This window comes from Streptomyces sp. NPDC058662 (assembly GCF_042716255.1).
Classification (GTDB): Bacteria; Actinomycetota; Actinomycetes; order Streptomycetales; family Streptomycetaceae; genus Streptomyces.
Map to the genome: position 1 here is coordinate 1 of NZ_JBHXRU010000041.1, position 11,689 is coordinate 11,689.

The 11,689-nt window shown below is 74.9% G+C and carries 10 protein-coding genes; 5 read left to right on the forward strand and 5 right to left on the reverse strand.

Annotated elements, in window-relative coordinates; translation table 11 throughout:
- The first annotated feature begins 257 nt into the window (after window positions 1-257).
- On the forward strand, window positions 258-731 hold the full coding sequence (locus tag ACFWUQ_RS16780) for a nitroreductase family deazaflavin-dependent oxidoreductase (protein ID WP_384538451.1): 474 nt from the start codon (window positions 258-260) through the stop codon (window positions 729-731).
- Between the two features lie 62 nt (window positions 732-793).
- On the opposite strand, the gene ACFWUQ_RS16785 is transcribed toward ACFWUQ_RS16780, so the two are convergent.
- Window positions 794-1,441, reverse strand: coding sequence for a TetR family transcriptional regulator (locus ACFWUQ_RS16785; RefSeq protein WP_384538452.1), 648 nt, complete (start codon window positions 1,439-1,441; stop codon window positions 794-796).
- Window positions 1,442-1,782: 341 nt separating this feature from the next.
- Between ACFWUQ_RS16785 and ACFWUQ_RS16790 the strand changes: the two genes are divergently transcribed.
- The 3 genes from ACFWUQ_RS16790 to ACFWUQ_RS16800 all read left to right on the forward strand — a co-directional run bounded on the left by ACFWUQ_RS16790 (window position 1,783) and on the right by ACFWUQ_RS16800 (window position 5,697).
- On the forward strand, window positions 1,783-2,577 hold the full coding sequence (locus ACFWUQ_RS16790) for a VOC family protein (protein WP_384538453.1): 795 nt from the start codon (window positions 1,783-1,785) through the stop codon (window positions 2,575-2,577).
- A 160-nt stretch (window positions 2,578-2,737) separates the two neighbouring features.
- Window positions 2,738-5,134, forward strand: coding sequence for a serine/threonine-protein kinase (locus ACFWUQ_RS16795; protein WP_384538455.1), 2,397 nt, complete (start codon window positions 2,738-2,740; stop codon window positions 5,132-5,134).
- Window positions 5,135-5,202: 68 nt separating this feature from the next.
- Window positions 5,203-5,697: a peptidylprolyl isomerase gene (locus tag ACFWUQ_RS16800; RefSeq protein WP_384538457.1), complete on the forward strand. Its 495-nt coding sequence runs from the start codon at window positions 5,203-5,205 to the stop codon at window positions 5,695-5,697.
- A 417-nt stretch (window positions 5,698-6,114) separates the two neighbouring features.
- Here the strand turns inward: ACFWUQ_RS16800 and ACFWUQ_RS16805 are convergent, their stop codons facing one another.
- The 3 genes from ACFWUQ_RS16805 to ACFWUQ_RS16815 all read right to left on the reverse strand — a co-directional run bounded on the left by ACFWUQ_RS16805 (window position 6,115) and on the right by ACFWUQ_RS16815 (window position 8,588).
- Window positions 6,115-6,891: an enoyl-CoA hydratase/isomerase family protein gene (locus tag ACFWUQ_RS16805; RefSeq protein ID WP_384538459.1), complete on the reverse strand. Its 777-nt coding sequence runs from the start codon at window positions 6,889-6,891 to the stop codon at window positions 6,115-6,117.
- The gene (locus ACFWUQ_RS16810; RefSeq protein WP_384538515.1) at window positions 6,888-7,313 is read right to left on the reverse strand and encodes a Zn-ribbon domain-containing OB-fold protein; all 426 of its coding nucleotides are present in this window, start codon (window positions 7,311-7,313) and stop codon (window positions 6,888-6,890) included. Before ACFWUQ_RS16810 ends, ACFWUQ_RS16805 begins: the two co-directional genes overlap by 4 nt.
- 123 nt (window positions 7,314-7,436) lie before the next feature.
- Window positions 7,437-8,588 carry a lipid-transfer protein gene (locus ACFWUQ_RS16815; RefSeq protein ID WP_384538461.1) on the reverse strand — a complete coding sequence of 384 codons (1,152 nt, stop codon included), beginning with the start codon at window positions 8,586-8,588 and terminating at the stop codon, window positions 7,437-7,439.
- A 496-nt stretch (window positions 8,589-9,084) separates the two neighbouring features.
- Between ACFWUQ_RS16815 and ACFWUQ_RS16820 the strand changes: the two genes are divergently transcribed.
- Window positions 9,085-10,674 carry a FadD3 family acyl-CoA ligase gene (locus ACFWUQ_RS16820; RefSeq protein ID WP_384538516.1) on the forward strand — a complete coding sequence of 530 codons (1,590 nt, stop codon included), beginning with the start codon at window positions 9,085-9,087 and terminating at the stop codon, window positions 10,672-10,674.
- 27 nt (window positions 10,675-10,701) lie between these two features.
- Here ACFWUQ_RS16820 and ACFWUQ_RS16825 read toward each other — a convergent pair whose 3' ends face one another.
- Entirely contained in the window at window positions 10,702-11,466 is a 765-nt protein-coding gene (locus ACFWUQ_RS16825; RefSeq protein WP_384538463.1) for a class I SAM-dependent methyltransferase, read from the reverse strand.
- Window positions 11,467-11,689 lie beyond the last annotated feature (223 nt).

Here is an 11,689-nt window from a genome sequence, read left to right on the forward strand (position 1 = left end):
GCCCCCTCCCGCGGGGGGGGGGCGCCCGCGGCGTGGGGGGCGGCCTGGGGCCCCCGGGCGGGGGGGGGGCGGGCGGCGGCCCGGGGGTTGGGGGGGCCGCCGGGCCCGCGCGCGCCGCACGCCGCCCGGCCGCCCCGCACAGCCCCGGCGCCCGCGCCGCCCGCGCCCGCCGCACCGCCGGCGCCGTCCGAGTCCGCCGCACCGCCCGCACCGTCCGCACCCGAGAACCCGCCCCTGACCGAGAAGGTGACCGTCTGATGGCTCCGGGCGTCAAACTGATGCAGAAGGTCTCCTCGACCCCGCTGTTCGCCAAGATCGCGCCCCATGTCATCCCCGCACTCGACAAGGCGGTGCACCGGCTGACCCGGGGCAAGGTCCTGCTCAGCGCCCGGATGCTGCCGGGCCTGATCCTGACCGCCAAGGGCGCCAGGACCGGCGCGCCGCGTACCACCCCGCTCGCCTGCATGCCGCAGGACGGCGGGGCGGGCTGGCTGCTGATCGGCTCCAACTTCGGCCGCCCCGGACACCCCGCATGGACCGGGAACCTGCTCAAGCACCCGGACGCGGAAGTGAGTTGGAAGGGCGAGGACATCGCTGTACGCGCCCGCCTGCTGGAGGGGGAGGAGCGCGCGGAGGCGTGGCGGGCGGTGCTCACCTTCTGGCCGCCGTACGCGACGTACCAGGCGCGCATCGAGCGCGAGATCCGGCTGTTCCGCCTGGAGCGCCGCTGAGCGCGGGCACTGCCCGGGGCGGTGAGCGGCCGGCGGGCCCCGGAGGAGTCCGGGGTCCGCCGCTACTTCGTCGGCTTCTTGCCCGTGATGCCGAGGTGGACGAGCAGGGCCAGGTTCGGCTTGAGCTCCGCCTGCTTGACGCCCCAGGTCTGGAAGCCCTTCTGGTGCGAGGCGACCGCGGCGAGCATCGCGACCAGCGAACCGGCCATCGCGGCCGGGCTGACGTCCTTGTCGACCTTGCCCTTGGCCTGGAGCTCCTTCATCGACTCCGTGAGGGAGTTGGTGACGGAGTTGAGGATCTTCATGCGGATCTTGTAGAAGCGCTTGTCGCCCTCGGCCGCGCCCAGGTCGACGACCCTGAGGATCGCGTCGTTGCGCCGCCAGAAGTCCAGGAACCCTTCGACGAGTTCCTCGGCCGCCGCCCAACCGGACTTGCCCACCCAGGTGCGGCCCTCGACCAGTGAGGTCAACTGCGCGCCCTCGGCGGCCATGTGCTCGGCGATCTCCAGGACGGCGCCCTCGACGTCCGGGAAGTACTGGTAGAAGGTCGCGGGGGAGGTACCGGCCCTGCGCGCGACGTCGATCACCTTGACGTCGCGGTACGGCGAGGAGCTGAGCATCTCGCTGAGGCAGTCGAGCAGCTTCTGCCGCGTCGCCTGGCCGCGCCGGCCGGCGACACGCCCGTCGACGGTGCGTACTTGTCCTGTCATGCCGTCAGCTTACCGACGCGTGATCGGCGCGCTATTCGGCCGCCCGCAAATGGGGTTACGGGGCCGCTGGCCTGGTCGGGAGCCGGTGGCGCGGGGCCGAGGGGAAGGGTTTCCGGCCGGATGCGCCTCCCGCGCCTGCCTCCCGCGCCCGCCCCCCCCGCCGGATGCGCCGCCCGCGCCCGCCTCCCGGCCCGCCGCGCCCGCTCCGCGCGTGGCGCCCCGGTTCCCCAGGGTTTCCCCCGATTAGTCTTATCAACAGGCTGTGGACAAGTTTTCGGGCAGATCATGGCTGGGAGAGGTGGGAGGGCACGTACCCCCGCACAACGGAAGGAACCGGGCTCATGGCCGCATTCGCGGAAGGCGCACCCTGCTGGGTGGACGCCTCGCTTCCGGACGTCGAGGCGGGCAAGCGCTTCTACGGTGAGCTCTTCGGGTGGACCTTCGCGGAAGGCGGGGGCGCCGAGTACGGCCACTACACACAGGCCTACAGCCGGGGCCGCAACGTCGCCGCCCTCGCCCCCAAGCCCGACGGCCGGATGCCCACGGTCTGGGGCGTCTACCTCTACACCTCCGACGCCTACGCCTGCGCCTCCCGGATCCGCGCGGCCGGCGGCCAGATGGTCATGGACCCGCAGCCCGTCGGCCCGTACGGGACCGCCGCGATGGCCGCCGACCCCGGCGGGGCCGTGTTCGGCCTCTGGCAGCCCGGCACCCACCACGGCTTCGACGCCCAGCAGGAGCCTTACACGTACTGCTGGAGCGAGGTCTACACCCGGGCCCGGGACGCCGTCGACGTCTTCTACGCCAAGGTGTTCGGCTACGTACCGCAGGACCAGGACGACGCAGGCATCGAGTACCGCGTCTGGTCCCCGCCCGGCAGCGCGCCCGGTTCCGACACCGCCGTCATGGGCCGCAGCCTGATCACCGACGCCTTCCCCGAGGCCATGCCCGCGCACTACCTCGTCTACTTCGCCGTCCCGGACTGCGACCAGTCCGTCGCGATGGTCCAGCGCCTCGGCGGGCGGGTCACCGCGGACCCCTTCGACACCCCGTACGGGCGGATCGCCGTCGTGGCCGACAATCAAGGGGCGGTCTTCGGACTGCTCGCCGAACCGCGCACGAAGACCGAGGCGTGACGGTCGGCACCGCCGTGCCGGGGCCGGACCGGGCCCGGGCCTGACAGAATCGGGTGTGCGCGACCGGGCGGCGCCCGGGAGTGGACGCTGCACGGGGCATCGCCCCGTGCCGGTGCGAGCGGGCCCGGTGAGGGGCTCGTACGGGGATGTGTGGAGGCGAGTGGTGGAGCAGCTGACGCAGCACGACCCGAGACGGATCGGCCCCTTCGAGGTGCTGGGACGGCTCGGCGCCGGCGGCATGGGGCTGGTCTATCTCGCGCGGTCGGCGTCGGGACGACGGGTCGCGATCAAGACGGTGCGCACCGAGCTCGCCGAGGACCAGCTGTTCAGGGTCCGGTTCACCCGCGAGGTGGAGGCGGCCCGCGCCGTGTCCGGCTTCTACACCGCGGCCGTGGTCGACGCCGACCCGCGCGCCGCCGTGCCGTGGCTGGCGACCGCCTACGTGCCGGCGCCCTCCCTGGAGGAGATCGTCAACGAGTGCGGGCCGATGCCCGCCCAGGCCGTACGCTGGCTCGCCGCCGGCATCGCCGAGGCCCTGCAGTCCATCCACGGCGCCGGCCTCGTCCACCGCGACCTGAAGCCGTCGAACGTGCTCGTCGTCGAGGACGGGCCGCGCGTGATCGACTTCGGTATCGCGAGCGGGGTCTCCAACACGCGGCTGACCATGACGAACGTCGCCGTGGGCACCCCCGCCTACATGTCGCCCGAGCAGGCCAAGGACTCCCGCAGCGTCAAGGGCGCCAGCGACGTCTTCTCGCTCGGCTCGACGCTGGTCTTCGCCGCCACCGGGCACCCGCCGTACCACGGGGCGAACCCGGTGGAGACGGTCTTCATGCTGCTGCGCGAGGGCCCGAACCTGGAGGGGCTGCCCGAGGAGCTGCGGCCGCTCATCGACTCCTGCATGCAGATGGACGCCACGCTGCGGCCCACCCCGGCCGACCTGCAGGCGCAGCTCGCCCCGCACCTGTTCGACGGCGGCGACGACAGCGGCACCGCCTCCGCGTGGCTGCCCGCGCGGGCCGTCGCGATGATCGAGGCCCGGCGCGCGGGGCACCGCACGCCCCCGGCCCCCGTGGTCCCCGGCCCCGGCGGCGGCGGAGCACGCGGTCCCGTCTCCGGGCCCGCGACGCACCGGCGCCAGCGCGGCGTCGACCCCTGGGTGGACCCGCGTACCGGTCACGCCGTGCCGCAGCGCCCGCACCACCCGCCGATGTCCCCGGTGCGCTCCGGTGAGCCCGTCCGCCTCGGCGGGTCCCCGGTGCCGATCGGGCCCGGCCCCCGCGCGAGTGCCCCGGCGCCCGCCGCGCACGCCGCCGCGGACTCGGCGACCGGCTGGATCCGGCCGCCCGGCGGCGCGGCGGGCGGGTCCGGCCCGGCCTCCGCGGTAGCGCCGTCCGTACCCGCCCCCGGCCCGGCCCCCGACAGCGGCCGCTGGCGCCCGTGGCGCTTCCGGATGTCGAACGAGGTCTGGGGCACCCCCACCGTCGCCGGGGACCTGCTCTACGTCACCTCCTTCGAGGTGCACGCCCTGGACGTCGGCAGTGGCCGCCGCCAGTTCAAGACCCGCGACGTCGCCTGGTCCATGGCCGTCTCCGACGGCCGCATCCACGCCTCCGACGGCCCCTCCCTCTACGCGCTGGACGCGACAGACGGCTCCGAGCGGTGGCGGCTGTCCACCGAGGCGTGGGTCTACGGCCTGCGCGCGGACCGGGGCACCGTGGTCACCGCCACGCGCGGTGGCGGCGTACAGGGCTGGGAGGCGTCCAACGGCCACAAGCTGTGGGAGCTGACCGGGGCGCAGAGCGACTTCGAGACCCCGGAGGCGACCCCCGTCCTGCACGACGGCACGGTCTACGTGTGGCAGGACGCCCGGCTGCGCGCGCTCGACGCCCGCACCGGGCGCGAGTCCTGGTCCTACCCGGTCGGCGACGCGGCCTCCTGCGGGAACGTCCCGGTCCGTGTCACCCCCGCCCCCGACGGCAACGTGTACGTGGCGGCCGGCACCCGGGTGCTCTCCGTCGACCGGGCCTCGGGCCGGGTCCGCTGGCATTTCGAGGCGCCGGCGGTGTTCCTGGCGCCCCCGGCGTTCGCGCCCGGCGCGGCGGTGACCGGCGGCGGGGTCTACCTCGTCGACTACCTCGGCACCGTGTACGCGCTCGACGCGATCACCGGAAAGGACCGCTGGCGCATCGCGACGGAGTCCCGGCAGTCCGCGGACCCGGTACTGGTCGCCGCCGGCAACGTCCACCTGGGCGCGGGCAGCGCCCTGTACACGCTCGACGCGGTCACCGGCACCCCGAAGTGGCGCTTCGCGGCCGGCGGCGAGATCACCGGCCTGCCCGCGGTCGCGGACGGCCGGGTGCACTTCGGTTCGGCGGACCACTGCCTGTACACGCTGGACGCGGCGGGCGGGCAGCTCCGCTGGAAGCTGGCCACGGGCGGCGAGATCACCGGCGCCCCGGTCGCCGAGGCGGGAGTGGTCTACGCGTGCAGCAAGGACCGGTGCGTGTACGCCCTGGACGCGGCGAAGGGGACGGGCACCCGGACGAGCGGCTGACCTGCCCGGCGGCGGCGCTCCGGCCCCGCCGGACAGCGCACGGCACCGGGAGTGACAGGATGGACCCCATGAGCAACGTCTACTTCGACATCACCATCAACGGCGAGGCCGCCGGCCGCATCGAGTTCAAGCTCTTCGACGACGTCGTCCCGAAGACCGCCCAGAACTTCCGCGAGCTCGCGACCGGCGTCCACGGCTTCGGCTACGCCGGCTCCCCCTTCCACCGCGTCATCCCGCAGTTCATGCTGCAGGGCGGCGACTTCACCAACCAGAACGGCACCGGCGGCAAGAGCATCTACGGCGAGAAGTTCGCCGACGAGAACTTCCAGCTCAAGCACGACCGCCCGTTCCTGCTGTCGATGGCGAACGCCGGCCGCAACACCAACGGCTCGCAGTTCTTCATCACCACCGTCGCGACCCCGTGGCTCGACGGCAAGCACGTCGTCTTCGGCGAGGTCGTCTCGGGCTCGGACCTCGTCACCAAGATCGAGGGCCTCGGCTCCCAGTCCGGCGCCACCCGCGGCAAGATCGAGATCTCGGGCTCGGGCGTCGTCGACGCCTGATCTCTGCTGATCTGCTGATCCACCCCGGCACCGTCCGGCCGGTCGGCCCCGTCCCCGCGCACCGGGGCCGGGGCCGCCGCCATGTCCGGGCGGGGCCCGCACGGGCGCGCGGCGGCCTGCCGCGGGCGGACCGTCCACGGGACGGCCGTCGTACCGGGCACGGAAGGAGATCCGGACGGCGGCCGCCGCTCCGATCGGACCCCTCGGGGACCGGGCGCGTTGCGGATCGTGCCGGGCCCCTCGGTACGGGGTCCCGGTCCCGACGCTACGCCCGGCACCCGGAGCCCGCACGCGGGGCGCGACGGGCCCGCCCGCCGGGCCGGGAGGGGCGCGCGGGTGGGGCCGTACGAGTCCCTGCGGGGAGCCCGCACTCCCGCATCCCCCCGCGCTCCGGGCCGGCGCGGTTACCGCCCGCCCTCACCGCACGCGCGGCCGGGGGGCCTGCCGGCGGCCCGTGAACAGCTCCGCCTGCCGTTCGGGCGGAAGGTTCCCCAGGGCGATCAGCGCCGGGGCCTGCGCCAGGGCCTGCTGGAGCGCCGCCTGCTTCGCCGACCACAGGGCCCGCACCGTGCCCTGCACGGCCTCCGTCGGGAAGCCGGCCAGCGTCCGCGCCGCCCGCAGGGCCGCCGGGAGCAGTTCCCCGGGCGCGGTCAGCTCCGAGACGAGCCCGATCTCGTGGGCCCGCCGCGCGGAGAGCCGCTCGGCCGTACCCATCAGGGACATCCGGGCGACCTCGCCGAACGGCATGCGCTGCGCCATGTAGACGGCCTCGTAGGCGCTCACCATCCCGTAGGTCGTGTGCGGGTCGAAGAAGGTCGCCGTGTCGGAGGCGATCAGGAAGTCCGCCTCGCCCAGCAGGTAGAAGGCGCCGCCGCAGGCCATGCCGTTGACGGCGGCGACGACCGGCTTCCACAGGTCCGACGCCTTGGGGCCGATGGCGACCAGCGGGTCGTCGACCGAGTACGGGGAGCCCGGCTGCGGCACCCGGACGTCCCGGTCGATCCCGGTGCAGAAGGCGGCCGACCCGGCTCCCGTCAGCACGACCGCCCGCACGTCCGGGGCGGAGCGGAACTCCCGCCACACCCGTCCCAGCTCGGCGGCGGTCGCCAGGTCGACGGCGTTGTGCCTGCGCTCCCGGTCCAGGGTGACGACCGCGACGCCGGTCGCCCCGTCCCGTTCCACCCGCAGGGTCACGGCTTCTCCAGCACCCAGCGCGGCACCGTCATCCCGCCGGTCTCGGTGAAGACCACCTGCACGCGTGCGCCGATGCGCAGCCGCGTCGGGTCCACCGAGTCGAGCGGGGCGTCGGCGGAGGCCACCAGGTTCCCGGCGAGCCTGATGTGCGGGGCGTCGGCCAGCTCCACCAGGATCACGTTGTACGGGGCCTGCGCGGCGTAGGCGGGCAGCAGGGGCGGATGCGGGCGGACGTAGGACCAGACGCGGCCCCGGCCGCTCATCGGGCGCCACTCGCTGTCGAAGGACCGGCAGTGCGGGCAGCAGGGGCGGGGCGGGAAGCGCAGTCGGCCGCAGGCGGCGCAGGCCTGGACGCGGAGTTCGCCCCGGGCGGCGTACTCCCAGAAGGGGGCGCCGTCCTCGTCCGGAACGGGCAGCAGCAGGCCCTCGCCGTCCCCGGCCCCGGTCCCGGCGGTGGAGGGCGCGGGCGCGGGCTCCGGCGCGGAGACGGGTACGGGCGCGGATGCGGGTACGGGCGCGGGCGCGGATGCGGCGGCGGTCATCGGTCAGCTCCTCAGCAGGATCGCGGACGTCGGGACACCCTCGCCCGCCGTCACCAGGCAGGTCGCGGCGTCCGGCACCTGGGCGGTGGAGGCGCCGCGCAGCTGCTTGACGCCCTCGTTGATCAGGTTGAAGCCGTGCACGTACGCCTCGCTCAGCCCGCCGCCGCCGGTGTTGATCGGCAGCCGGCCGCCCATCTCCAGGGCGCCGCCCTCCGTGAAGGCGGCGCCCTCGCCGCGCCCGCAGAAGCCGTAGCCCTCCAGGGAGAGCGGGATGAGCGGGGTGAAGGCGTCGTAGATCTGGGCGACGTCCACGTCCTGGGGTCCGAAGTCGGCCTGTTTCCACAGGTGGCGCGCGGCCGTCCAGGCGGGGCCCGACAGCGGGTCGTCGTTCCAGTAGTTGACCATCCCGTGGTGCTGGGACGGCAGTCCCTGGGCGACGGAGTGCACGTAGACCGGCTTCCGGCGGCAGTCCCGGGCCCGTTCGGCGGAGACGATCACGCAGGCCAGCGCGCCGTCGGTCTCCAGGCAGTTGTCGAAGAGGCAGAGCGGGTCGCTGATCATGCGGGAGGTCATGTACATCTCGCGGGTCAGCGGGCGCTCGTACATCATCGCGGCGGGGTTCTCGTTGGCCCGGTTGCGGCAGGCCATCGCCACGTTGAACAGGTGGTCGCGGGTGGCCCCGTACTCGTGCATGTAGCGACGGGCCAGCATCCCGATCTCGTCGGCCGGCCGCAGCAGGCCGAAGGGACGGGTCCACTGGCCGGGGGTGGGCAGTTGGACGGCGGTGTTCTTCCAGGGGCGGGGGCCGGAGCCGCGCTTGCGGGAGCGCCAGGCGACGCCGACGGTGGCCTGGCCGGTGGCGACCGCGGACGCGAGGTGGCCGACGGTGGCGCAGGAACCGCCGCCGCCGTAGCCGATCTTGGAGAAGAAGGTGACGTCGCCGGCGCCGATGGCCTTGGCGACCTCGACCTCGTCGGTCTCCTCCATCGTGTAGGAGGAGAAGGCGTCGACCTCGGACGGGTCGATGCCCGCGTCGTCGAGCGCCGCCAGGATGGCCCGGCAGGCCAGTTCCTTCTCGGACTGCGGCAGTCGTCTGGCAAAGGCGGTCTGGCCGATGCCGACTATCGCCGTAGCGTCCTTGAGCGTTGCCGCCATCGCCACCTCCGGGCCGTGCGCCAGTACTGACAGCCGCGAAGGCTACAGCTAATCTGACGGATAGTCAGCTACTGGGCACCGGGGAGGGCGGACGATGGGCGAGGACGCGGTCGGGAACGGGCACGGCCCGCGGCGCGGGAGCACGTGCGGGGACGGGGGCCGCCGCGGCCCGGCCCGCAGACCGGGCGAGAACCCCGGGGACGGACGGCGGACCGGAACGGGGTCCGGGTCGGGGTCGGGGGCGGGCACCGGGGACGTGCGCGGGGCGGGGTCGGGGTCGCGGTCCGGCACCGGGGACGTGCGAGAGGCGGGGCCGGGGCCGGGATCGGGTCCGGGCGCGGTGCCCGCCCAGGAGCCCGTGCCGGGATGGGGGTCGGGCGCGGGGCCAGCGTCCGGGCCGGGTCCTGCGTCCGGGCCGGGTCCTGCGTCCGGGCCGGGTCCTGCGTCCGGGCCGGGGCACGCGTTCGGGCCGGGGGCCGAGGATCCGCGCGGGGACCTGCGCTGGGGCAGCATCGCGGGCCTGGTCCGGGACGCCGCCGCGCGCTACGGAGACCGCGAGGCCGTCGTCGACGGCCGCGTCAGGGTCAGCTACGCGCAGCTCGGCGCGCGCGTGGAGCGCGCCGCGGCCGCCTGCATGGCGGCGGGCGTCGAGCCCGGCGACCGCGTCGCCGTCTGGGCCCCCAACACCCTGGAATGGATCGTCTCCGCCCTCGGGGCCGTCTCGGCGGGCGCGGTGCTCGTCCCACTGAACACCCGCTTCAAGGGCGCGGAAGCGGCGTACGTCCTGGGGCGCAGCCGCGCCCGGCTCCTCTTCGTCACCGGCACCTTCCTCGGCACCTCGTACGTCGCCTCCCTGCGCCGCGCCGCCGCCGAGGGGCCGGGCGCCGGGCCGCTGCCGGGGCTGCCGCACCTGGAGCAGGTCGTGGTGCTCGCCGAGGACGCCCCCGAGTCCTTCCGCACCTGGAAGGACTTCCTGGCCGACGGAAACCCCGTACCGGCGGAGGCCGTCCGCGCTCGCGCCGACGCCATCCCCTCCGACGCCCCCTCGGACATCATCTTCACCTCCGGCACCACCGGCAGCCCCAAGGGCGCCGTCATCAGCCACGCCCAGTCCCTGCGCTGCTACGCGGTCTGGAGCGAGCTCGCCGGACTGCGCGAGGGCGACCGCTACCTGATCGTGAACCCGTTCTTCCACACCTTCGGATACAAGGCGGGCGTCATCGCCTGCCTGATGCGCGGCGCCACGATGATCCCGCAGCCGGTCTTCGACGTGGACACCGTCCTGGCCAACGTCGCCGCCGAGCGGATCTCCGTACTGCCCGGGCCGCCCACGCTCCACCAGTCCCTCCTGGACCACCCCCTGCGCGCCCACCACGACCTGTCCGCCCTGCGCCTGGTCGTCACGGGTGCCGCCGTGGTCCCGCTCCGGCTCGTGGAACGGCTGCGGTCCGAACTGCGCGTCGCCGTCGTACTCACCGCGTACGGGCTCTCGGAGGCCGGCGGCATCGTCACCATGTGCCGGCGGGAGGACCCGCCGGAGGTCGTCGCGGCGACCTCGGGGCGGCCCGTCCCCGACACGGAACTGCGCATCGCCGGCCCCGGCGGCGAGCCGCAGCCCCCCGGGACGCCCGGCGAGGTGTGGGTGCGCGGCCACCACGTCATGCGCGGCTACTTCGAGGACGAGGCCGCGACCGCCGAGGCCGTCACCGGCGACGGCTGGCTGCGCACGGGCGACGTCGGGGTCCTCGACGCCGCCGGGAACCTGCGCATCACCGACCGGATCAAGGACATGTTCATCGTCGGCGGCTTCAACGCCTACCCGGCGGAGATCGAGCAGCTCCTCGGACTGCACCCGGACATCGCGGACGTCGCCGTGGTCGGCGTCCCCGACCCGCGCCTGGGGGAGGTCGGCAAGGCGTACGCCGTCCGGCGCCCCGGCTCCACCCTCACGGCCGACGACCTGATCGCCTGGTCCCGGCGCGAGATGGCCAACTACAAGGTGCCGCGCGCGGTGGAGTTCGTCCCCGCGCTGCCGCGCAACGCGAGCGGGAAGGTCCTCAAGAGAGAACTGCGCACCCGCCGCTGAACTCCGCCGCTGAACCCCGCGCCGGGCCTACTCCTCGGGGCCCGGCCGGCGGGCCAGCACCAGCCGCCAGCGGGGCGCCCCGGAGGGCAGCCGGCCGAACTGCTCCAGGGGCACGGTCGACACGGAGAGGCCGGCCGCCGCCAGGTCCTCGCGGACCCCGCTCAGCGGGAAGGTGCGGTAGTACATGACGAACGGCGGCCGCCACAGCGCGTTGCGCACCCGCATCGCCGCGTCGAAGCCCGTGACGGCCCACCAGGGCGGCGAGCCGGGCGCCATCGGCGCACCGATCGGGAAGGCGAAGACGCCCCCCGGGCGCAGCGCCGAGCGGACGCCGGCGAAGAGGGCGGGACGCTCGGCGGGAAGGAAGTGCCCGAAGGCGCCGAAGCTCACCGCGAGGTCGTACGCGCCCGCGAGCCCGGCGGGCAGCGCCCGCGCGTCAGCCCGTACGAAGTCCACCTCGGGGCGCGGCCCGGCCTCCGGTGCGGCGGCGGGCCCGTGCGCGCGCCGGGCCTGGTCGAGCATGCCCGCGCTCAGGTCCACCCCCGTCACCCGGTCCCGGCACAGCCGCCGCAGCAGCGGGATCGCGGCGCCGGTGCCGCAGCAGACGTCCAGGCCGGCCCCGAAGGGGCCCTCGTGCAGGGCCAGTGCCTCCCCGACGGCGTCGAGCATCCGGTCGGGGGTGCGGAAGGGCGTGTGGTCGAACTTCGGGGCGAGCAGGTCGTAGCCGCGCTCGACGGAGGAGAGGGCCTGCACGGCGAGTTCGCGGACGCTCGGCCCGTGGGTGCTGAACACGCACCCACCCTAAGGGCTGTGCCGCACTCCGCGGCGGGCACCGGCCGCTCCCGGATCCTTCGGCGCCGCGCCCGTGAACGGGTGCGCGGCGGCCGCGGTGGCTCCCCCTCCGGGCCACCGCGACCGCCGTTCCCCCCTTGATAACCCCATACTGTTAGGGGGGGGGTGGGCCCGTGCTACCGGGGCGGGGCGGACGCCTGGGTGTGAAGCCTCTGGGTGTGCA